The organism is Acidobacteriota bacterium (genome assembly GCA_016716435.1).
Classification (GTDB): Bacteria; Acidobacteriota; Blastocatellia; order Pyrinomonadales; family Pyrinomonadaceae; genus OLB17.
In genome coordinates this window covers 487938-510564 of sequence record JADJWI010000003.1, presented here as the reverse complement: position 1 = coordinate 510564, position 22627 = coordinate 487938, and the positions used below count along the sequence as shown (strand labels likewise).

General features: G+C 57.6%; 21 protein-coding genes. 9 read left to right on the top strand and 12 right to left on the bottom strand.

Annotated features, from left to right (window positions below; translation table 11 throughout):
• Positions 1–285 precede the first annotated feature (285 nt).
• Positions 286–2151 (top strand): tail fiber domain-containing protein, encoded by a 1866-nt coding sequence (locus IPM21_05605; protein MBK9163380.1) that lies wholly within the window; start codon positions 286–288, stop codon positions 2149–2151.
• A 175-nt stretch (positions 2152–2326) separates the two neighbouring features.
• On the top strand, positions 2327–2983 hold the full coding sequence (locus tag IPM21_05600; GenBank protein MBK9163379.1) for a hypothetical protein: 657 nt from the start codon (positions 2327–2329) through the stop codon (positions 2981–2983).
• 250 nt (positions 2984–3233) lie between these two features.
• Here IPM21_05600 and IPM21_05595 read toward each other — a convergent pair whose 3' ends face one another.
• Positions 3234–3767 (bottom strand): hypothetical protein, encoded by a 534-nt coding sequence (locus tag IPM21_05595; GenBank protein MBK9163378.1) that lies wholly within the window; start codon positions 3765–3767, stop codon positions 3234–3236.
• Positions 3768–3884: 117 nt separating this feature from the next.
• On the opposite strand from IPM21_05595, the gene IPM21_05590 reads away from it, so the two are divergent.
• Positions 3885–4157: a TMEM165/GDT1 family protein gene (locus IPM21_05590; protein MBK9163377.1), complete on the top strand. Its 273-nt coding sequence runs from the start codon at positions 3885–3887 to the stop codon at positions 4155–4157.
• A 16-nt stretch (positions 4158–4173) separates the two neighbouring features.
• On the opposite strand, the gene IPM21_05585 is transcribed toward IPM21_05590, so the two are convergent.
• Both IPM21_05585 and msrA read right to left on the bottom strand, forming a co-directional pair.
• Complete coding sequence (locus tag IPM21_05585; protein ID MBK9163376.1) at positions 4174–6843, bottom strand: carboxypeptidase regulatory-like domain-containing protein; 2670 nt, start codon at positions 6841–6843, stop codon at positions 4174–4176.
• 167 nt (positions 6844–7010) lie between these two features.
• Positions 7011–7556 (bottom strand): peptide-methionine (S)-S-oxide reductase MsrA, encoded by a 546-nt coding sequence (gene msrA, locus IPM21_05580; protein ID MBK9163375.1) that lies wholly within the window; start codon positions 7554–7556, stop codon positions 7011–7013.
• Between the two features lie 59 nt (positions 7557–7615).
• Here msrA and IPM21_05575 point away from each other — a divergent pair, with 59 nt between their 5' ends.
• Complete coding sequence (locus IPM21_05575) at positions 7616–7954, top strand: hypothetical protein (GenBank protein ID MBK9163374.1); 339 nt, start codon at positions 7616–7618, stop codon at positions 7952–7954.
• A 1-nt stretch (position 7955) separates the two neighbouring features.
• Here the strand turns inward: IPM21_05575 and mtnC are convergent, their stop codons facing one another.
• From mtnC to mtnB, 4 genes are all read right to left on the bottom strand, one after another.
• Positions 7956–8654, bottom strand: coding sequence for an acireductone synthase (gene mtnC, locus IPM21_05570; protein MBK9163373.1), 699 nt, complete (start codon positions 8652–8654; stop codon positions 7956–7958).
• 78 nt (positions 8655–8732) lie between these two features.
• A complete protein-coding gene (locus IPM21_05565; GenBank protein ID MBK9163372.1) occupies positions 8733–9293 on the bottom strand; it encodes a cupin domain-containing protein in 561 nt (186 codons plus the stop codon).
• Entirely contained in the window at positions 9284–9598 is a 315-nt protein-coding gene (locus IPM21_05560) for a hypothetical protein (GenBank protein ID MBK9163371.1), read from the bottom strand. Before IPM21_05560 ends, IPM21_05565 begins: the two co-directional genes overlap by 10 nt.
• 36 nt (positions 9599–9634) lie before the next feature.
• Complete coding sequence (gene mtnB, locus IPM21_05555; protein MBK9163370.1) at positions 9635–10255, bottom strand: methylthioribulose 1-phosphate dehydratase; 621 nt, start codon at positions 10253–10255, stop codon at positions 9635–9637.
• 72 nt (positions 10256–10327) lie between these two features.
• Between mtnB and IPM21_05550 the strand changes: the two genes are divergently transcribed.
• Positions 10328–10525, top strand: a complete 198-nt coding sequence (locus tag IPM21_05550) for a DUF433 domain-containing protein (protein MBK9163369.1) — start codon at positions 10328–10330, stop codon at positions 10523–10525.
• An 82-nt stretch (positions 10526–10607) separates the two neighbouring features.
• Here the strand turns inward: IPM21_05550 and acs are convergent, their stop codons facing one another.
• A complete protein-coding gene (gene acs, locus IPM21_05545) occupies positions 10608–12560 on the bottom strand; it encodes an acetate--CoA ligase (protein MBK9163368.1) in 1953 nt (650 codons plus the stop codon).
• 151 nt (positions 12561–12711) lie between these two features.
• On the opposite strand from acs, the gene IPM21_05540 reads away from it, so the two are divergent.
• The 4 genes from IPM21_05540 to IPM21_05525 all read left to right on the top strand — a co-directional run bounded on the left by IPM21_05540 (position 12712) and on the right by IPM21_05525 (position 15984).
• Positions 12712–14220 carry a xylose ABC transporter ATP-binding protein gene (locus IPM21_05540; GenBank protein MBK9163367.1) on the top strand — a complete coding sequence of 503 codons (1509 nt, stop codon included), beginning with the start codon at positions 12712–12714 and terminating at the stop codon, positions 14218–14220.
• A 127-nt stretch (positions 14221–14347) separates the two neighbouring features.
• Complete coding sequence (locus IPM21_05535) at positions 14348–15490, top strand: sugar ABC transporter permease (protein MBK9163366.1); 1143 nt, start codon at positions 14348–14350, stop codon at positions 15488–15490.
• Positions 15491–15511: 21 nt separating this feature from the next.
• A complete protein-coding gene (locus IPM21_05530) occupies positions 15512–15697 on the top strand; it encodes a hypothetical protein (GenBank protein MBK9163365.1) in 186 nt (61 codons plus the stop codon).
• Positions 15685–15984: a type II toxin-antitoxin system RelE/ParE family toxin gene (locus IPM21_05525; GenBank protein MBK9163364.1), complete on the top strand. Its 300-nt coding sequence runs from the start codon at positions 15685–15687 to the stop codon at positions 15982–15984. The genes IPM21_05530 and IPM21_05525 overlap by 13 nt, the downstream gene beginning before the upstream one ends.
• Position 15985: 1 nt before the next feature.
• On the opposite strand, the gene moaA is transcribed toward IPM21_05525, so the two are convergent.
• The 4 genes from moaA to IPM21_05505 all read right to left on the bottom strand — a co-directional run bounded on the left by moaA (position 15986) and on the right by IPM21_05505 (position 22505).
• On the bottom strand, positions 15986–16975 hold the full coding sequence (gene moaA / locus IPM21_05520) for a GTP 3',8-cyclase MoaA (protein ID MBK9163363.1): 990 nt from the start codon (positions 16973–16975) through the stop codon (positions 15986–15988).
• A 45-nt stretch (positions 16976–17020) separates the two neighbouring features.
• Complete coding sequence (locus IPM21_05515) at positions 17021–17692, bottom strand: hypothetical protein (protein ID MBK9163362.1); 672 nt, start codon at positions 17690–17692, stop codon at positions 17021–17023.
• Positions 17676–18629 carry a tRNA epoxyqueuosine(34) reductase QueG gene (queG, locus tag IPM21_05510; GenBank protein ID MBK9163361.1) on the bottom strand — a complete coding sequence of 318 codons (954 nt, stop codon included), beginning with the start codon at positions 18627–18629 and terminating at the stop codon, positions 17676–17678. The genes IPM21_05515 and queG overlap by 17 nt, the downstream gene beginning before the upstream one ends.
• 99 nt (positions 18630–18728) lie before the next feature.
• A complete protein-coding gene (locus tag IPM21_05505) occupies positions 18729–22505 on the bottom strand; it encodes a carboxypeptidase regulatory-like domain-containing protein (GenBank protein ID MBK9163360.1) in 3777 nt (1258 codons plus the stop codon).
• Positions 22506–22627 lie beyond the last annotated feature (122 nt).

Below are 22627 nucleotides of genomic sequence, written 5' to 3'. Positions count from 1 at the left end.
TCCGCCACCGTATCTTCCGACCTACACCAATTTGGTGACGCATTTCCCGGCCGGGCGGTCTATAATGCCCTCGGGCAACTTGCGGCGGTTCACACGACGCAAATAAACATTCAGCCGCCTGCAAGCGCTTTGAAAACCGAACCGTCTGAAGTCCGCAGGTGCTGACGAAAATTGCAATATCGCAAGTCTGACGCCGATTACAGCTTGTTATTTTTTTTGAAATAGGAGTACGATTGAAAAAGATTTACGACAATTTGTACGGAGGGCCTAAAAATGCGAAATGCAATGCTTTTGATCACTATGGCGGTGATGGCAGCCCTGTTTGTTGAGACGATCTTTGCCCAGACAACCGAATTTAACTATCAAGGCAGTCTCAAGGACGGGGCGTCGGCGGCGAACGGCAACTATGATTTTGAGTTCGCTTTGTTTGATGCGGTTTCGGGTGGGGCTCAATTGGGGTCGACGCTCTCGCTCAACTCAGTGGCCGTCGCTAATGGTGTTTTCACCGTCAAGCTGGATTTCGGCAGCCAGTTTCCAGGAGCGAAGCGGTTTCTTGAGATCAGGGTCCGGTTAGCCGGACAACCGGGCATTACGACTTTGGCACCGAGACAGCAGGTGGACAGCTCCCCATATGCGGTAAAGAGTATTAATTCAGATACTGCCACCAATGCTGTAACTGCCGCGAACGCTACAAATGCGGTCAACGCAACGAATGCAGCAACCGCGACAAACGCCACAAACGCCACACAACTTGGCGGCGTGGCGGCAAATCAGTATGTTGTCACGACCGACCCGCGAATGACCGACGCGCGGCCACCGACGGCAGGCTCGACAAACTACATCCAAAATCAGACCGCCGGATCGCAGGCGACCTCAAACTTCAGCATCAGCGGTAACGGCATTGCCGGCGGGACGCTTTCCGGGAACATCGTCAACGCAACGACGCAATACAACATTGGCGGCAGTCGCATCTTGAGCAATGCGGGCTTGGAAAACCTTTTTGCCGGCGAAAATGCCGGTCAATCGAACACGGCAGGCAACGGCAACTCGTTCTTTGGCTTTTTTGCCGGAGACTTGAACACGACGGGCAACAGCAACTCCTTCTTCGGCAGGAATGCCGGTGGCTCGAACACGGGGGGCGCCAGCAACTCGTTCTTTGGCAATCAGGCTGGTTTGTCGAACACGACGGGCGCCAACAACTCGTTCTTTGGCAGGGTTGCCGGTGCCTCGAACACCGTGGGCAACAGCAACTCGTTCTTTGGCAATCAGGCTGGTGACGCGAACACGACGGGCACCAACAACTCGTTCTTTGGAAATACGGCTGGTTACGCGAACACGACGGGCGCCAACAATACTATTGTCGGTAACGCAGCGAATGTCAGTATAGGCAATCTCACAAACGCCACGGCCATTGGTTCATTTGCTTTGGTTGGCGCAAGCAATTCGCTTGTGTTGGGTAGCATCAGCGGCGTAAACGGGGCAGCGGCGAATACTAATGTTGGCATCGGCACAACCGCGCCAGTGTGGAAACTTCACGTGGCGGGCACCGGGATTCAGCGGGCGGCCGTTAGATCGGACATTAATTCAGGGTTCATTCTGGGTCTTGGAAACACTGACCGGTGGTCGTTGGCGACCACCGCTCCAAACGGAAATTTTATTCTGTTCAATGAGATTAATGCCACAGTCGCATTCAGCGTTGACACCAACAGCAATGCGGTTGCGATACCGACGCTTGGCGCCGCCGGAGCGACCGCGCTTTGCCGAAACGCATTGAATCAGATATCAACCTGCTCTTCTAGCTTGCGTTACAAAACAAACATCGGTCGATTTTCACCCGGCATATCGTTTGTCAATCAACTTCGCCCGATCTCCTTCGACTGGAAAGACGGCGGAATGAAGGATGTCGGATTCGGTGCAGAAGACATCGCAAAGATCGATCCGCGATTCGTCACCTACAACGACAAAGGCGAGGTCGAGGGCGTCAAGTACGATCGCATCGGTGTCGTCTTGGTAAACGCGGTCAAGGACCAGCAGGCACAGATCGAGGCTCAGGACGTAAAGATCAAGTCGCTTGAGACGCAGCTTGAGGCATTTAAGGTTCTCGTATGTTCACAAAACCCTTCGGCGGAGGTTTGCCGGCTTAATAAATAGAAGTGATCGTTATGAAGTAACTCAGTTTGATAGTCACATGTATGGCGTTGGCCGTTTTGGGCGTCAACGTGTCGGATCAATCCGGCGGTACGTTTACGATCACTAAGTCGGGAAACAACGGGGTCAGGCCTGCGATATTGCAATTCGTGCCTTGATGTGGGGCTCAAGAACTTGAGTGGTCAGACCTTGCGTTTCTTTATCGGCCTTTGTTCGCTTCACAACCGAGTCGTATCGGCGGCTAGCCGTTGAGGGCGAACTGGTCTTTGATCAGAAGTACGGCTATGACATGCTGAACCGGATCACTTCGGCGGAGGAGAAAACCGGAGCGACGGTGAACTGGAACCAGACCTATACTTTCGACCGTTACGGCAACCGGAACTTTAACGAGAGCCTGACCACGACTTTGCCGAAGGGTTGTGTGGACGGCAGCACGATGGTCGTTTGCGAGGCGGACAAGAAGATGCTCAATCCGGATCTAAACGCCTCGGACAACCGAATGGCCGCGGGCCAGGGCTGGGCTTACGACGCTGCCGGAAATGTCATCGCCGACCCGCAGGGCCGCTCGTTCATCTACGACGCGGAGAACAAGCAGGTCGAGGTCGAGAACGCGCTCGAACAGAGCATCGGCAAGTACTGGCACCGCGTTCAAGGATCCGACTTGGGTTTTGAGCCCTTTCTGACGTCGGGCCTCCGACACAGACGGGCGGGTGGAAGATCTTGCTCCCTTACAGGGAGCGGGTTGGTGGCCACCCAAACCCGGGGTTTCACCCCGGGCTATTATCTTCGTCACCTTCGGCGACGGCGGAACCCGCCCGCACCGCAAGCCGGCTAAAGCCGGGACAGACCCGAATGCGGAATTCGGAATGATGAATGCGGAATCCGGGCAATAGAGGGAACTCAGAACAGGGACTCTACATTCATCGTTCATTATTCATCATTCCAAGAGACCCCCTCCCTACCGGTCGGGTTTCCGCCTGTGCGATCACGGGACGGGTGAAGATTAGCTCCGATGAACCGCCCTTACTTACGTGCGGGCTTCTGCAAAGCGGGCCTTGCTAACGCGGCGGGCTTGTGGATTGCGATCATTGTTTTGTGAAGACTAGGGTCGAGGTGTTGGTGCCCATCGGGCCGGCGAGCGAGCGTTTTACGGTCAGCGTTTTGCCGTCGGCGGAGAGCGACCATTCTTCGCTTGATGTGGCGGTGATCTCGCCCATCTGGCCGGAGAAGGTGCGTTTCTGGGTGAGCTTGAGCGTCGCTCCTTCGAGCTTTGCGCTGAGCGTTACGGGCACGGGGCCGCGGGGCGTAGCTTGTTCGGTGGTGGTCTCGCGTTCGGTCAGGCTGTAGGTAAACTTGCCGTCGCCGCCGCCAAATCGGCCTCCACCCATCCCGCCGCGACCGCCGCCTTCGGGTGCCGAGCGCTTGGTCTCGGTCGCCACCTCAAGCGAATCTGCGGTCTGCGCAACGGTCATCTTCATCGTCTCGATCCGCGTGCGTTCGTTAAGCTCCGATCGCTCCTTATCGAGCGTCCAGGTGCCCGCAAAGTTCGGTGCTTTCTGTGCAAATGCGGCGGCCGAGGCGAGTGCGATGGCCGCGAAGATAAATACTGATTTTTTCATGGTAAATGTTCTCCTTTTGCGGAAAACATTTTGATGCGAATGCTCGGCAAAAAGTCGGCGGCGAGTGTAAAGATTTGTTCGGCTTGACGTGCCGCACGGCTCGGCTAGACTGATTGCATGGACCTGAAGATTTTCGGCACCGCTTTTCTGACGCTTTTCCTGGCCGAGCTTGGCGATAAGACGCAGCTCGCGATCATCGTCCTAACGGCAAAAACGGAGTCGAAGCTCGCCGTTTTCCTCGGGGCGAGCCTCGCTCTCGTTCTTGTATCGCTACTTGCGGTCTTGTTCGGCGGCGTGCTTAGCCAATATGTACCTACTGAATGGCTTCAGCGGATAGTCGCCGTCGCGTTCATAATCATCGGCATCCTGATGCTCTTCGGTAAGATCTAAAGCGACGACCCGGCGGCTATTCGGATGCGATGAATTCGACGACGTTCAGCTCGTCGTTCGTTGTGATCGTTTGGATCGGCTGCTTGAAAACATGGCCGCGGGCACGCACGGAAACAAATACGGTCTGGCCGGCGGGTATCCCCTCGAAATTGAAGTAGCCGAAGCTGCCCGTAAGCACACTCCAGGTGTTTCCCTCGGCATCGAAGATCACGACCGAAGCATTCGGAATTCCCAAACCATTTGCCGTCATCACACGGCCCTCCACCGATACGTTTGACGACGATGGGGCCAGCGTAGCGAAGCCGATGTCGAAGCGATGGTCGTTCTCGCCAGGCCCGCCGGTGGTAAAGCTGACGACCGGAAACGTACCAAGCGGCGAACCGGGCATATTCGTCGCTGCCGTTGCGTCCGAATCGGTGGCTTCGTCGTCGCCGGCCTGCGACGTTTGATCCGCGGTCGTGATCCAGCGGCCAAAGAGCGGCCCGCCGATGAGAAAATTGGACAAATTGTCTAGCCTGATCTGATAGGATGTCCCGAAAGCGAGGCCGCCGTTCACGATGCCGATGTGGTCGGTCGGGTTTGGGTCAACCGTGGTTCCCGGGACGAAATAGTACTCGCCGTTCGCGTCGGTCACTGCTGTCCCGACAAGGGTTGAGCCTTGATAAAGATTGACGGTCACCCCGGCGATCGGGCCCTCGCCGGGGTCCTGCACGCCGTTAGAGTTGGCATCGAACCAGATTCGGTTTCCGACCTCGATCGGGGCCGCCTCGCACAGAGGAACAACGTTGCCGATGCCGTTCGCCTTGCCGAAATCGCTGAACGAGTAAGCGAGATAGCCGCGATTCTGAGCTCCGGTGTTGTTCACAAACCACCGAAAACCACCGGCATCATAGATATTGTCGTTCGGGATATAGACCGGGTCGAAGATGGTCGCAACGAGTACGGAATGGCCCGGTATCTGCGATGCCCCGCCGAGTGCGACCTCGTCGTGCGGATTGCCGTTCGGGTGATAGTTGTCTTGGTAGTAATATTCGCCGTTTCCAGGGCCTTCGTCCGTGTTCTGCGGCGCGTTCCCGATGCCGCCGCAGCGGCCGTTGGCTTCAAGCGTCCAACCCGAGGTCGGGTTGCCGCAGAGCCGCAGCATATCTCCCGCGGTGATGCCCTTGAAGAGCTGCGACGGATTGTTCGGGTTGCTTGCGCTGTTGTAGCCCGATTGGTCGCCGTTGCGGTCGCGAAGCGAAAGCACCATATTGCCGCGGTCAAAGTCGATATCTGTCACCATCGGCTGAGGATAGATGAAGTGCGAAGTGCTGATGGTCGTGTAGGTCGCACGCCAGTTCCGCCATGCGGCACCGTAACCGGGGTCGGTCTCGGCCCGCGGGTAATTGAGCTGAATGTTGATGCTTGGCGTCGCGGCAAAGGTATTCGTCACCGGATCGAAGGCGTAAACGTACGCACGGAGATTGGTTGAGATCGCCCCTCCTGCTGTTTCACGCGAACAGACCGCGCCAACGTAAACCGTGCCTTCGTACCAGGTCACCGCGAAGGGCCTCACCTCGGATGCAACCGTGCAGCTCGGCATCGTGGTTGGGAACGGATAGCTCGTGATGGTGGTCGAATTGAGCGGGCCGGACGTAGGAATGCGATAGAGACGCCGGTCGTTCAGGTTCATCGCGTAGAGAAATGTTTCATCCGCATTCAGAGCGATGCCGCCGAACGAGATCTTTCCAACAGCGTTCCAAGTGGTCTGGCCGTTATCGGTGTTGTAATCGAGCGGATTGTGCGGGTCTGTGCCTGCCGTTCCCGGGCCAAAGACCGTATTCAGGTTTACGAATTCGTTGACGGCATTCGTGTTTCGGTCATACTGATAGATCGCACCAGGGCCGCCGGGGCCGAACTTCGCGTGCTTTTTCATGTAGGAAGCCGCAAAGATACGCCGCGTCGCCCGATGATAAGCAAGCCCAAAGGTCGTGCCGACGTCATCGGTGGTCGCAAGTGAGGTATTGCCAGGCGAAGTAAAGTCGGTGACCGGGTTGCCGCCGGTGGTTCGTGTGCTGCCGCCGGTGTAGGGAATCGTAAATAGGGCTTCGGGCTGCGTGGCACCGCCGAAGCCATAAAGCTGCGAGCAGATCTCCGGATTATTCGCACAAAAGTCGCCGGGACGATTAAGTGCTAGGTTGACGTTCGACGTATTGCCATCCTGAACAAAGTGCACTGTAGAACCGGCCGTCGTTGCCGTATTCCCATTGACCGAAGCCGCGCTTCTGGCCGAGGGTCGAAAACCGGCCGGCAGGCCCGTGAACTCGATCCGGTACGGTCCGGTGCCGGTCGCGTTTAGCGTATAGGTGCCATTGGCCGCTGTTACTGCCGTCCCGCGTAGAACCCCGGCCGAGTCATAGGCAGAAACTGTTACGCCTGCGACGCCGACGTCTATTGCGGTAGGCACAGCCGCGGTGCCACCGGAGCTTTCGAATAGCCCGTTGCCGTTGAAATCCTGAAAGACACGGCCCGAAATGGCTCCGGCTAAGTCATCGGCAGAAAGAGAAAACTCGGCGGTCTCCTTTTCGAAACGGACCTCTTGCGCCTGTGAATCATTGGCGATGTAGAGCAGGCTAATCGTTAGCAGAAGACCGGCTGCGAGAAAGAAGACACTGAATTGCGAGGTTAGGTTTTTGCTTTGCGGCATCGGAGTAAATGGCGGAGAAAGAAGTTGGGTTGAGCTTGGAGATGACTAGCTCGTTGCGGAGCAAATCGAGCAAGGTTGGATGAATTGGGAGGATAGGGAAAGGATATCAGCGACCGATCAACATTGTCAAACGGTATTTTTCATCGTAAATCAATAATTTTCACAGCTCATTTTTTGAGGCGGGCGGCGAATTTTTGGCGAAACTTCACGACCTTTGGCGCGACGACAGCGGCGCAATAGGGCTGATTGGGGTTATTGGCAAAGTATTCTTGGTGGTAATCCTCAGCCGGCCAGAATTTATCGAAGGCGGTCACCTCGGTGACGATCTTGCCGTCGTAAATGCCCTCTTGCGTGACCTCGTCGATGATCTCGTGGGCGGTCTGTTTCTGCTCTTCTGAATGATAAAAGATCGCCGAGCGATACGAGGTGCCGATGTCGTTGCCCTGGCGGTTAAGCTGTGTCGGATCGTGGACGGAAAAGAAGACGCGAAGCAGGTCCGCATATGAGAGTTCAGCGGGGTCGAACGTGATCTGGACGACCTCGGCGTGGCCGGTGGTTTCGGAGCAGACCTCCTGATAGGTCGGGTTTTCTTTGTGCCCGCCCGAGTAACCGGAGACGACGTCGTGAACGCCCTTGAGGTCGTCAAAGACCGCCTCAACACACCAAAAACATCCCGCCGCGAGAGTTGCCGTTTCAAGCCCGTTTTCTGCCATAAATGAAATATCCCTTTCGGTTCGTACTTTATTTCATACTATCGTAATCAAGAGAGGAGATGAAAGGCGTGCGGCTGGTACATGGGAAAGAGGTTTACGGCGTTGAGGTCGACGGCGAAACGCGGTGCGGGCATTGGCACAGCCCGCTGGACATAATCGCGATCAAGTTCAAGTGCTGCGGCCGCTGGTATCCCTGCTTTGACTGCCATGCGGAGGTCGCGGGCCACGAGCCGGCCGTTTGGCCGCTGGCGGAACGTGCAGAAAAAGCGATACTCTGCGGCGGTTGCGGTGCGGAACTTTCGATCGAGGATTATCTTGCCTGCGAAAATCTTTGCCCGGCCTGCGAACGCGAGTTTAACCCCGGCTGTGCAAAGCACTACCACCTATATTTCGAATGAGTTAAGCGGCGACTTGGTCGAATGAATCGATCCTCTCGAAATTGCTTTCCGCGACGGGAGAATTACCGGGACGGACGGAAAGCAGAACCTGCATTCCTGACTCCGCGGCGGCGGCGATCTCCTCGGCGATGTCGGAAATGAAGAGGACCTCGGCGGGCTCGATCTCAAGCTCCTCTGCGATGCGGCGATAGCTTTCCGCCTCACGCTTGTGGCCGATATTGGTGTCAAAATAGCGGTCGATGTGGCGGGAAAGATCGCCCTCGGCTGTGTGGCTGAAGATCAGCTTTTGCGCCAAGACGCTGCCGGAGGAATAGATGGCGATGAGCTTGCCCGCCGCCTTCCAGCGTTCAAGGGCGGGCGGCACATCCGGGAAGACCTCCCCGACGAGTTCGCCTGCGGCGTATCCGCGTTCCCAGATGAGGCCTTGGATGAACTTGAGCGGCGTCGATTTGCGGTCGGCATCAATGAGATGCTGGAGGTATTCTGTCACCGCGTTCGTCGACGTTTTGTCGAACGCTTTCGTGTAGCTCTCGTCCGCCTCGGCCTCGGCGGCAAGCTCGGCGATCTCGCTTCGGAGCGACGCGAAATTCTCCGACACATAACCCGCGACGCGGGCACGGGCGTAAGGGAAAAGCGTCCGATGGACAAAGTCGATCGGGGTCGTCGTGCCTTCGATGTCGAGGAGTATTGCTTTGGTCATTTATTGCCACAGAACACACTGAGACCGTGGCGAGAAAATACTCTGTGCTCTCCGTGCCTCCGTGCCTCCGTGGTGAAGTTACTTTACGCCCAATGGAATGTAATTGCCGCCGAAGCACATCGGTTCAAAGCCCGAATCGACGCCGGAACTTGTGTAGTGCGGCGTCCAGCCGGACATGTCCTGAAAGAGGCGGATCGCGCGTACGGTCCGGTCGCCGCAGAGATTGAACCAATGCCGTGTGCCTCGCGGAACGCGGATCAGGTCGCCGGCCTCCATCTCTATCGAAACGACATCGCCGCCCTCGGGTGCGATGTGGAAAAGGCCGTGGCCGCGGACGATGAACCGCACTTCGTCTTCATCGTGCCAATGCTCTTTATCGAACTTCGCGAGCATGGCTTCGAGGCCGGGCGTTTCGGGCGTTACGTTGATTACATCTGCCGTGACATAGCCGCCCTTTGCTTTCAGCTCTTCGATCTCATCGGAATAGAACACAAGGATCTCCTCATCGCTCGCGTCCGGCCCGAGCTCGGCGATGTTGTCCCATCGTTCATAGTCAATGCCGATCGCCCCGAGATACTCCGTAATCTCGCCCACCTCGGTGAGCCGCAACGCTCTTTTTGGAACATCCACTATTGCCATGTTTTACTTTTCAATTCGCTTCTTTGCCATGCGTCCCAAATCTCTTGCGAAATCTGGGTGTATTTTGTTCTGGGGCCTGCGTCGCCGTTGAACCATTTACGGAATTCCTCATGAACAACTAACAGAACGTCTTCAGGTGAATTACATTCTCTAAGACGCGGCAGAATCGTCTCTACCTCGGGCTCATATTCGTCTGTGTTGTCCTCAAAATTAATGCCGATCGGATCGTTACGAAATAGAATCTCGGAAACCTGCTCGAAAAACCGGCCGTACTGTTTCTTAACGGCTGCTCGCCGCTCTCGCATCTGTTCTGCCGTTTCATCCCCAGAGTACATAGTCCGTTATCTTAAGCTCCTCCCCAGCACCTCGAACAAAAACTCAAATATCTCCACGTGCCGTTTTGCGTCGGCGACCGTTTCGCCCCAGGTGTAGAGGCCATGGCGGCGGAGGTAGATGCCGTGGCATTCCGGATTCTCGCGGAGCACATTCTCGATGACGTGCGAGAGCGCGACGTAATCCTGCGAGTTATCGACTATCGGCACGCGTTCACGGTGTTCATGGGTCGCAACGCCCGAGAGGCCCTTGAGCATCTCGTAGCCTTCTATCTCGATAAAACCCGATTCGTAAAAATGATCCGAGAGTATAGTGCCCCAGACCGAATGCGTGTGCAGGATAGAGCGGGCCCGCGGCACATGCCTGTAAATGCAAAGGTGAAGCAGCGTCTCGGCCGAGGGCTTTCCGAAGCCCTGTAGGATTTCGGCATCGTCATCAAGCTCGAGGAAGTTCGTCTCGTCGAGGTTGCCCTTTTCGATGCCGCTGGCCGTAACCGAAATGCGGAGCGGCCGGCGAGCGAGCAGCATGCTGAAATTGCCGCTCGTTCCAAGAACCCAGCCGCGGCGGTAAAACTCGCGGCCCGCCTCGGCAAGTTCGCCTGCTAATTTGTCTTTCGCGTTATCGGCCATTGGTCGTCCTGCGGCTTCGCCTCGAAGAATATTATCGCAAATCAGAGTCCGCTCTAGTAAACTTCTCGTTAAATGAACTGGCGCGATGGAATATCAATTGACCCGAATATCTGCCACGGCAAGGCCTGCATTAAAGACACAAGGATAATGGTCTCGGACATTTTGGACAACCTTGCCGCCGGCGTCACAACCGACGAGATCCTATCAGATTACCCATCATTGAACATGCTTGATATACAAGCAGCGATCGCTTCGGCGAAAAAGCATTGATCGAGCGCCGCCGGATCTCTAAACACAGAGCACACAGAGACAGGACACAGAGTTCACAAAGCTATCGAGCCTCCGGAGTTTTTCATTCTTCGTCTTCCCTTAGTTTCTCTAGCACTGAAAAATCTTCAAGCGTTGTTACGTCGCCGGCGATGGTTGCGCCGGAGGCGATCTCGCGGAGCAGGCGGCGCATTATTTTGCCCGAGCGAGTCTTCGGCAGCGAATCGGTGAACCGGATGTCGTCGGGCTTTGCGAGTGCGCCGATCTCTTTTGCGACGTGGGCGCGGAGCGCTTCTTTCAGTTCCTCGCCGCCGGTCCGTCCGCCCTCGAGCGTAACGAATGCCGAGATCGCCTGGCCTTTCAGTTCATCCGGCCTGCCGACGACCGCCGCTTCGGCGACCGTTTCGTGCGAGACGAGTGCCGATTCGATCTCGGCGGTCCCGAGCCGATGTCCGCTGACGTTTATCACGTCGTCAACGCGGCCCATTATCCAGTAGTAGCCGTGCTCATCGCGGCGGGCGCCGTCGCCGGCAAAGTAGCGGTTCGGGATCTCCGACCAATACGTCTTTTTGTAGCGTTCGTCGTCGCCCCAGATGGTCCGGAGCATCGAGGGCCACGGGTGCTTGATCACCAGATAGCCGCCCTCGCCCGGGCCGACCGGGACGCCCGCTTTCGTTACGATATCGACCAAAATTCCCGGCAGAGGCCGCGTCGCCGTTCCGGGCACGGTCGGCGTTGCCCCGGGCAGCGGGCTGATCATGATCGCACCCGTCTCGGTCTGCCACCATGTATCGACGATTGGGCAGCGGCCCTTGCCGATCACCTGGTGATACCACATCCACGCCTCTGGGTTTATCGGTTCGCCGACGGTGCCGAGCAAGCGCAGCGACGAGAGGTCGTGCTTGAGCGGATACTGTTCGCCCCATTTGATGAAGGCTCGGATCGCGGTCGGAGCGGTGTAGAGAATGGTCACCTTGTGCCGCTCGATGATGTCCCAAAAGCGGTCAAAGCCCGGATGGTTTGGCGCTCCTTCATACATCAAGATCGTCGCGCCGTTCGCCATCGGGCCGTAAACGACGTAGCTATGTCCGGTTACCCAACCGATGTCCGCGGTGCACCAATAAACGTCCTCGTCCTTGAGGTCAAAGACCATTTTCGCCGTGTAGGCCGCCTGCGTCAGGTAGCCGCCGGTCGTGTGCAGAATGCCCTTCGGCTTGCCGGTCGTGCCCGAGGTATAAAGGATGTAGAGCGGGTGCTCAGAGTCGAGTTCCTCGGCCGGGCAATCGGAGTTGACCGTTTGCATCAGCTCGTGCCACCAGTGGTCGCGGCCGGGCCGCATCTCGATCTTGGAGCCCGTCCGGCGAGAGACGACGACATTCTCGACCGAAGGCGTTTGTGCGACGGCCTCATCGACCGTCTTCTTAAGCGTGATCTCCGCACCGCGGCGGTAACCGCCGTCGGCAGTAACGATGAGTTTGCACTGGCCGTCGTTGACGCGGTCCGCGATCGCATCTGCCGAGAAGCCGCCGAAGATGACCGTATGCGTCGCGCCGATGCGGGCACAGGCGAGCATCGCGATGGCGAGCTCCGGCACAAGCGGCATGTAAAGCGCGACTCGGTCGCCGGTTTTGACACCGAGCTTTTTTAGGACGTTCGCGAACCGGCAGACCTCGGAGTGAAGCTGCAGATAGGTCAGCGTCCGCTGCTCGCCGGGCTCGCCTTCCCAGATGATGGCGGCCTTGTTCTTTCGCCAGGTCGTGAGGTGGCGGTCGAGGCAGTTGTAAGAGATATTCAGCCGCCCGCCGACGAACCATTTGGCAAAAGGCTCTTCCCACTCAAGCACCTTATCCCAACGGCGAAACCAATGAAGCTCCTCGGCCTGCTTTTCCCAAAAAGCCGGCGGGTCAGCCTCCGCCTCGGCATAAAGCCGTTCGTATTCCGCAAAGCTTTTTATATGGGCCGCGGCGGCGAAATCGGCCGGCGGCGGAAAAACGCGAGACTCGCTCAGGATCGATTCAATGGCAACTGGTTCGGACATAGCAACCAAGTATAAGGTATTGCCCGAACAGCGGTAAAACCCGGCGGCCGCGGGGTGAGTTCAGGCTTTGGAAACATAGCGGCGGGCGTGTAAAATCTCATCGTTCCCGTCCGCATTTTCCAGAGCTTTTACATAGATCGATTCGTTCATTATGCCGCTTCTCGAAATGAGAGAGATCGTCAAGGAGTTTCCGGGCGTCCGGGCACTTGACGGCGTCAGCCTGACGCTAGATGCGGGCGAGTTTCACGCACTTGTCGGCGAGAATGGCGCCGGGAAATCGACGCTGATGAAGGTGCTCTCGGGCGTTTATCCGGCTGGGAGCTATGAGGGCGAGATATTGATCGAGGGCCGGCCGGCGAGCTTTCGCGGCATTCGCGATTCGGAAGCCGCGGGCATCGCGATCATCTTTCAGGAGCTTTCACTCGTTAAGGAACTTTCGGTCGGCGAGAACATCTTCCTCGGCCGCGAGCCCGCCTCGCTCGGCATCATCAATTGGTCAGAGCTTTACCACAAAGCGACGAAGTTGCTCACCGATCTCGGGCTCGACATCGACCCGCGGGTGGCGGCCGGCAATCTCGGCATCGGGCAGCAGCAGCTCGTCGAGATAGCAAAGGCACTTTCACAGAACGCCCGCATCGTCGTGCTCGATGAACCGACGGCGGCGCTGACGGAATCTGAGGTTGAGACGCTTTTCGGCATTCTCGACGGACTCAAGAAACGAGGCGTCGGGATGATCTATATCTCGCATAAGCTCGACGAGGTTCTGCGGCTAAGCGACCGCGTGACCGTGCTCCGCGATGGCCGGACGGTCGCGACGCACGCCGCCGCCGGGCTGACGAAGAACACGATAATTTCCGAGATGGTCGGCCGCGAGGTCGGCGATATTTTTCCGGTCTCAAAGCATGAACTCGGCGAGACGGCGCTTGAGGTCCGCGGCATCACAGCCTATTCGACCGACCGGCCGGACAAGAAACTGGTCGATAGCGTCTCGTTCAAGGTGCGGCGAGGCGAAGTGCTCGGGATCGCGGGCCTGATGGGCTCGGGCCGTTCGGAACTGCTGATGTCGATCTTCGGGTCTTATCCGGGAAAAAGTTCGGGCAGCATTTTCATCGAGGGCAGCGAAGCGAAGATCAGCGAACCGATGGACGCGATCAGCCGCGGAATCGGGTTCGTTACAGAGGACCGAAAGCGGTACGGCCTTCTGCTCGAGCAAACTATCCTCGACAACATGACGTTAGCGGCTCTTCAACGCATCTCGGGCCGCTTCATTACGCACCGGGCACGCGAAACGGCGGCCGCGGCCTCGCCGATGGCGAAGCTCCGGATAAAGGCGAACTCGCCGATGACCGTGGCCGGAACGCTCTCGGGCGGCAATCAGCAGAAGGTCGTGCTCGGCAAATGGCTGCTGACCGAGCCAAAGGTGCTGTTCCTCGACGAACCGACCCGCGGCATCGACGTCGGGGCAAAGCAGGAGATATACGCCGAGATAAACGCACTCGCGAAAGAGGGCCTCGCGATCGTGCTCGTTTCATCGGAACTACCGGAGGTGCTCGGGCTCGCGGACCGCGTGATCGTCCTCCACGAAGGCACCGTCCGCGGCGAATTCACGCGGGAAGAGGCAACACCGGAAAAGGTAATGGCCGCGGCAACGGGTGTGTAGCGAGACAGAGTCTTTCGATGGTTCAGCGCGGGCGAAGATCGAGCTCATTTTCATCGCGGAGGCCGCAAAGACGCAGAGATCTGTTTGCTCAATTCGTCGCTGAAATCGAAGAACCGAAGATCACATAATGAAGAACAAACTTTCAGGCTTGGTTGATGGGTCGTCGCTGAGGGCGTTTGCGATGATCGCGGTGCTGGCGGTCATTTGGGGTTATTTCCACTGGGCGACGGGTCAAACCTTCCTGAAGCCGCAGAACCTCTCGAACCTGATGACGCAGATGTCGGTCACCGGGATCATCGCCGTCGGGATGCTGATGCTGATCGTTTCGGCGAACATCGACCTCTCGGTCGGCTCGGTGCTCGGGCTTGCGGGCGGCATCGCGGCCTTTACGCTGACCAACCTCGGGTATCCGATCCCGGTGGCCATCGGCCTTGCACTTTTGGCCGGAATTGCCATCGGTGTATTTCAGGGTGTGCTGGTGGCAAAGGCGGGCATTCCGGCATTCATCGTAACGCTCGGCGGCCTTCTCGCCTGGCGGGGTGCGGTGAAGTGGCAACTTGGCGGAAACACTGTCCCGATAGCTGACGACACCTTCAAGATGATCGGCCAGGGCAACATTCCGGCGTGGGTCGGCTGGGTGCTGGCGGGCATTGCGGTCGCGTTCGTGATCGCGATGGCGATCCGCTCGCAGCGGGCGATCAAAGAATATGGCCTTGGTGAGGGCAGCCTCGCGGCCGCGCTTCTTAAGTCGCTGGTTCCGATCGGCGCGATACTCATTTTTATCTGGGTGATGAATTCGTATCAGGGTGTGCCGATCCCGGTCCTGATCTTCGTCACTGTCGCGCTTGCCGGCTCGTTTTTGATGAGCTCGACCACCTTCGGCCGCTACCTGTACGCCATCGGCGGTAATGCCGACGCGGCAAGGCTCTCGGGCATCAATAACTCACGAAACGTGATCGCGGTTTACGGCATCTTGGGCGCGCTGACCGGCATCGCGGCATTGATCTACACCGCCCGCGTCGGGAGCGCGGCACCCAGTGCGGGAACGCTCAAGGAGCTCGACGCCATCGCCGCCTGCGTCATCGGCGGAGCCTCGCTGATGGGCGGCCGTGGCACCGTCTTTGGCGCCTGCTTGGGCGCGCTGTTGATGGCCAGCCTCGATAACGGAATGTCGCTCCTCAACGTCCGCGACTTTATGCAGGACATCATCAAAGGCTCGATCCTCGTGGCTGCCGTTGGGCTGGATATGATGGGCAGGAAGCAGGGCTAGATTTGTTGTATAATTGGGATCATGTCTGCGATCAAGGAAGAAGTTAGCTCATTGTTGGAACGTTTGCCGGACGATACGACCATTGAGGACATCCAATACCATCTCTATGTGATGGAGAAAGTTCGCAATGGTCTCGAGTCGATCAAGCGAGACGGCGGGCTGACACAGGAGCAGGTTGAAGAGAGGCTCTCCAAATGGCTCGATTGATCATCTGGTCTGAGCGTGCTACGGAGGATCTTGAAGATATCGCAGCGTACATTGCACATGATTCCGAACGTTACGCGAGATCTGTTGTCCGAACGATCCTAGAGAAGGTTCACATCTTATCCGATCATCCCCATCTTGGCCGTGTCGTCCCCGAATTCGACAATGACTCGATCCGTGAGTTATTCGCATATAGCTATCGAATAATCTACGAGGTAACTGATGATGAGATCAATATCGCCGCGATAGTGCACGGGAGGCGTTTGTTGGAACTCGCTTTAAATCCCTGAGCTATCCCCCAATAAAACTCATTGTCCGGTCGGGTTGGATGAAGCCGGGGTCGTTGATGTAATGGCGGGGTTCTTTTTTCAGAGCGGCGGCCTTGATCACGTCGGCGATCTCATCGTCACTAATGCCGGAGCGGAGCGGCCCGAGCAGGTCGTGTTCCTTAGTTGAGAAAAGGCAGGTGCGGAGCTGCCCATCGGCGGTTAGGCGGATGCGGGAACATTGGCCGCAGAACATCTCCGTTACCGGAGCGATGATGCCGACCTCGCCGGGCGAGCCATCGGCAAAGCGGAACTTCCACGCCGTCTCGCTTCCCCGCGAGGGCTCTTTCAGCTCAAGCGGAAATTCGCTTTCGATCCTCTCGCGTATCTCACGCCCCGAAACTACCAGCGAGCGGTCCCATTCCCGGCCCGAATCAAGCGGCATATACTCGATGAAACGCATCGATACATCGTTCTCGCGAGCGAAGCCTGCGAGTTCGGCGACCTCGTCATCATTACGCCCGCGGACGATGACGGCGTTGACCTTTACTGGATGAAAGCCGAGCCTCTTGGCCGTCTCGATAGATGAAAGAACGCGGCCGAGTGAATCCGAGCCGGTTATCTCGTGAAAGCGTTCGGGGCGGACGCTGTCGAGGCTGAATGTGACGCGGTCGAGGCCGGCAGTTTTCAGGTCGGCGGCGTAGCGCTCGAAGTCGTAGCCGTTGGTTGTGAGCGCAAGGTCGCGGAGCTGCGGCTTCAAGCCCGAAAGCATCTTGACGAGCACCGGGACGTCGCGGCGGATGAGCGGTTCGCCCCCGGTTAGCCTTATTTTCTCGATACCGAGCGAAACAAAGATCGCAGAAAGCCGCGTGATCTCTTCAAAGGTGAGCAGCGTTTCGCGCTTTGCCCAGGCCGGTTCGCCGTGCGGCAGGCAGTAAAAACACCGAAAGTTGCACCGATCGGTAAGCGAGATCCGAAGATCGCGTATCGTCCGGTTGTGGGCATCTCTCAGCATCACCTTAATGATACAACAATCAAGATGATGCCTTGGCCGGCTGCCCTACTTAAAGGCGTCCGCGATCCGCTTGATGTCCGCCAGGACCGCCGCTTTATCCGGGTGCTCGACCTTTTTCAGGATCGCGTCAAACTCGCCAAGCAGCTTTGCGACCTCGGCCTTTTCGCTGGCGTCTTCCGGCGGTGTGTAGCTTGCCGGGCTCTTTGCTTCATCGGCAATGCTTGCGAAATATTGCTTTAGTTCGAGCATGACGACGTCTTTTTGCAGGCCCGAAGGATACCGCGAAAGATACTCGCCGAGCGTTATCCGCGTAACGTAAAAATTACAGTTAAGATACCCCTCGCATTCGCCGGGCAGCGGATTCTTAGCCGCTTCCCAGGCAATGTCATCGCCGATTCTTGAACCTTTGTATTTCTCTTCAAGCTTCCAAAAGAGCTCGGAGCGGACATAGTACTCGGCCGCGGGTTCGCTGTAGGTGATCTTCGCCTCATTGGCCTTGAAGAAGCTCTTGTGGGGTTCTTTCTCGTAGTCCTCGCGAGCGATCCGCAGAAGCTTTGCCTGAAGGTCGAGCAGTTCCTGAAGCTCGGCTTTCGCTTTCGCCTCGTCGGACTTTGCGGGCGTTTGGGCGTAAGTGCCGGCCGCAAACGCCGAGACGAGAATTGCAGCCACAATAAAACTGCGGTGGAGATTTGGGATAAGGTCACTTTTCGAGTTCATCTTTCTCTTTGTCCTTATTAAGCTGCATTGCATTGCGCTTAAGGCCCGGGAGCTTTGCACGCTTTATCGCGCTTCCGCGAAAGCGCTCGGCATAGCTCTCGGGCGTCATCGCCAATATTTCATTGAACGGTAAAGCGGTCTCATTTTTGCGGGGCTCGAAGCGTTTTTCTGCGGTCGGCTGCTCAAAGCGGTTCCAGGGGCAAACTTCCTGGCAAATATCGCAGCCGTAAAGCCAGTCATCGAGCCGGTCGGCGACCGATTCGGGAAATTCATCGCCGCGGTGCTCGATGGTTGCATACGAGATGCAGAGGTTCGAATCGACGACGTAAGGCTCGGTGATCGCACCCGTCGGGCAGGCATCGATGCACGCGGTGCATGTGCCGCAATGGTCCTCGGCCCGCTCGTCGTAGCTGTCTGCTTCGATGTCGAGTATCAGTTCGCCGAGAAAGACCCATGAGCCCAGCTCTCGCGTGATGAGGTTAGTGTGCTTGCCGATCCAGCCGAGCCCCGCGGCCGCGGCCCAGGCCTTCTCGAGTACCGGTGCCGTATCGACGCACGCCTTGCCGTCTGCTCCCGGAAACTCGGCCTTGATCCGGTCGAGCAGGGTGATGAGCTTGTCCTTCAAAACTTCGTGGTAATCATCGCCCCAGGCATAGCGTGAGATCTTGCCGGCATCGGGTGCCGCGGAGTGCGTGTGAGGTGTGTAGTAGTTGAGCGCAACGGAAAGCACCGTTTTTGCTCCGGGAAAAAGCAGCCGCGGGTCGCTTCGCTTTTCGGGCTCGCGCGCCATCCACGCCATTTCGGCGTGATTGCCGCGGCCAAGCCATTCGAGAAGCCGATCGTGTGCCTCGCTAAGCGCTCCGGCACGTGCAACGCCCGCGAGGTCAAAACCCGCCTCGATCGCCAAACGCTTTAGCTCTTTACGCCCTGCCTGCACGCAAGGATTATAGACCGCCGCCTTCGGGAACGAATAGTCGAAATGAAAAAGAGGCCGCCGCAAGCGACAGCCTCTCTTTGTCTTCTACACCTTTCGAGTTTAGAAGTTGAGCCGCAGTCCGATCTGGAACTGCCGCGGGTCGTAAGCCGAGGTCGATTCACTTCCGTACTTGCTGCCGCGGCGAATGCCGGTCGCATTTACCACCTGATAGAACGGATTGGCTGCCGCCTCATTGAATCGGTTGAACATATTGAATACTTCACCGATGACATCAAGGCTGAAACGTTCGCCAAAGTTTATCCGACGCGAAAGGCGGGCATCGACCGAGAAATAATTATCGGTCAGGCCCATGTTGCGGCCGAGATTTCCGTTTGCCGGGAAAATGCCGGTCTGGCAATTGGGGTCGAGGCCCGTCTGGCAAAGAGAACCGTCCGGACGGACCGTCGGCCGTTCGTTGGTGCTCTGGAAGTCGCCGTTCGCATCGCCGACGGCGAGGATGTTGAACGGACGGCCCGAACCATACTCGACGATCGGAGCAAACTGGAAGCCGTGAAGGAAACGCAAGAAGCCGTTTCCGCTCCGCCAGCTATCCGGTGCACCAAAGACACCGCTGAAGACGAACCGGTGACGCTGGTCAAAGAGCGAATCCGATTTCTCAGCACGGAAATCAAGGTTATCCTGCGGCTTCAGGAGCGTTTGCAGGTCGGATGAGAAGTCGATCGCATGCGACCAGGTATAGGTCGCATAGAACTGGACGTTGCTCGAAAAACGCTTCTTCAGCTCTACGTTCAGAGCGTTGTAGAACGAATTCGCATCCGATAGCTGAGCGTTGACGTCCGCATAGGCATTGATCGGGCCCGGCGTGCGGACCGTTCCGGCAAGCAGACCGTCGAATGTCGCCTTGTTGATCGCACCGCCCGTGACCGACGAGACGAAGAAGTAGTTCGGGCCGAGGCGGCGGAAGTAGTTTGCCGCTACGGGGCTGACGAACCGCTGGCCGGTCGTGTTGTTGACGGCAACGAGGCCCGGCAAAAGGACCGTAAAGAGTGCGTTGTTCGAGGTCGGCATCGGGAAGAACGCCGCCGTCGAAAGGTTCGGCGGGAAGCACCCTGGTGCGTTCGGCGTTGCCGTAGTACAGGTCGGGAATGCCGGGTTGTTGATGGCAAATCGGCGGAAGTTCTCGCGCATCGCGTTGGTGTCAACGTTGTTCACATCCTGCGGGTGAGCAAGGTGCCGGGCGTTGACAGTGATGTAGCTCGCCGAAAGGACCATGTCCTTGCCGATGACCTGCTCAATGCCGAGATTGCCCTGGAAGGCATACGGATATTCGAAGTCTTTGCCTACGTGAAGCGTAAAGGGAAGCACCGGCCCAAAACCTGTAAAGGTGCTCGAATCGAACCGCTGGTAGCCAAACTGGTAGCGAGCCGAAGAGGCCACGCCCGGTGTGACGGCCGCACCGCAGATCGCCGGAACCGAACCCTGAACGCCGCAGACCGTTCCGTGGAATACTTGCCAGGCGTTAAAGAGCCCCGTCGGCGAAGGGCCGCCGATCGGAAGAAGCGTCGCCTGCTGCTGCTGCGAGCCGTCGGCGATGTCCGAGTTAAAGGCAACCGCCAGCAGCGGGTGGTCATAGAACATTCCGCCCGCACCGCGGATAACGGTTCGGCCGTTGTTGAAAACGTCCCAGGCAAAGCCGACACGAGGCGCCCAGTTGTTCGTATCACGCGGGAAGCCCTGCGTTACGTTGAGAGCATCCTGCGCCGTCTGAACATCAGCGGCCGTGAGCGTGATCCCCGTAAGCGGATCCGTGAAGGGTACCGGATCATACTCATCGGTTAGTTCAACGTCGTAGCGGATGCCGTAGTTGAGTGTGAAATTGCGGAAGAGCTTCCAGGTGTCTTGGGCAAAGAAGGCGATCGGCCTGTTCTTGAGCGTACTGTTCGGATCGCCGAAGCCCTGGATAAAGACGCTCGGGAAGCCGAGTCCATAGGTCTGGATCGGAGTAAATGCCGGTCCCGCACAGCCGGGGATCAGGCCGCCGCAAGCCTGCTGGCTAAAGTTGTAAAGGCCCGGGAAGTTAAGGTCGAACCTGGCTTCTCCGCCGATCCAGTTTACGTCGCCGCCAAACTTAAAGATGTGGCTTCCGGTCGCCCAGGTCAGATTGTCGCGGATCTGGAAACGCGTCTCAACTCTCGACACCGGCGAGAATGGATTCGAGCCGATGAAGCCCGTTCCGGCGATCTGGTGGGCAACGCTCGGAACCTGCGAATCAAAATTTGCCTTGCGGCGGCCAAAGCTGAAGTATGCCTCGTTAACCAGATTGTTCGGAAGCACGCTCGCAAGCGAGGCCGAGAAGGACGTGTCCTTTATCTCCTGGATACCGGTTCGCGAATAGTCGTTCTGACCGAGCGTCTGGTTCTGCGATTCGTCCTGAATGCCGTTGATCGTTCCGGGGTTGTAGCCAAGCCGGAGCGAAAGCTGATGGCCGGTTTGGATCAGGTGGTCAAGCCGGACCGAGGAAAAGGTCGACGCCTCAGAGATAGGGAAGATGCGCCGGAGTTGATTAAGCGGACGGAAGGCGACAAACTCGCCATCGGCGTTGCGTGTAAGCGGTACCGGCGCTCCGGACAGTAGGAATCGCTGCCCGACCGGCTGTCCCTGCGGAACGCCGATGCCGGGCAGAAAGTTGATAAGCGTACTTGCGCCGTTCAGCGCCGTTTGACCGCCGATCGAGGCAAAGTGTGCATAAGCGATCGCGGTCGAGGGACTTGTCCCGAGCGTCGTTTGAATATATGAGACCTGTGCCGGTGTCAGGTTGGTAAAGGTCTGCGAGACCGGCAGGAACGGAGCACCGATCGTCACACTCGAGGTAGCTCCGCCGACGATATCGCCGGTGAAGAAGCCCGACTCCTGTCTTCGGCGCTGTTCAAATGAAGCAAAGAAGAAGGTCCTTTCCTTTAGCAACGGTCCGCCGAAGGTAAAGCCGTACTGTGCCCGTGTGTAAGGCGGCTTTTTGGTCGGGTCGCCGTCGATGACCGGAGCGAACGCATTACGCGATTGTATGGACTTGTGTCGCAAATAGCCGAATACGTTTCCGCGAAAGTCATTCGTTCCGCTCTTGGTCACGACGTTGACGATACCGCCAGTCGCACGGCCAAACTCCGGCATGTAGGAGTTCGTCGTCACCTGATATTCCTGCACCGCCTCCTGCGAAACGGTCGTGCGGGCGGCGTTGATCGAGTTATCCGTAAAGTCGGCTCCATCGACCTGCACCAGCGTCGAGCGTCCGCGCTGGCCGCCGATGTTGAGTCCCGATGTCGGGGCCGGTCCGACCGGGCGGCCGTTGTCGCGTCCGACCGTCGAAATGGTCAGAGCAAAACCGGTCGCGCTTCGTTCATTGATCGGAAGATTCTGGATGCGTGTCTGGTCGATCGTGGTCGAAACGGTCGTCCGCGAAGTTTCGATCAGCTCGACCGATTCGCCCGTAACGGTGACCGTTATGTCCTCGGCGCCGATCTCCATGCTTATTCTCAACGTTGCGCTTTGTCCGACCGTCAACTTCACGGGCGAGATGGTAACGCGTTTAAAGGTCGAGGCCTCGGACGAGATCTCATAATCTCCCGGCGGCAGGGCAATGAAGCGATACGAACCGTCGTCTCCGGACGTGGTCGAACGCGTAATGCCGGTGCTCTGGTTGCGGGCCGTTACGGTCGCACCCGGAATTACCGCGCCGTTCGGGTCAACGACGACACCTGCGAGGTCGGCGGCGTTTGCCTGCGCCTGGCCCATCGCTAGGCCTACGCTGAATAGCGCAACTATTGCGGTCAACAGGGCTTTGGTAAATAACCCCGGACACCTTGAAAAAGCTGCTTTCATCGAGATCTTCTCCTTGTTCTGAACTTCCGAAATTATGTCTGCGAACCTTTCTACGTGTGAGTCGGGCTTTGGGTTTTGGGACTAAATGATCAGCGGGAATAGGCTGCCCAAAGCTTGCTAAG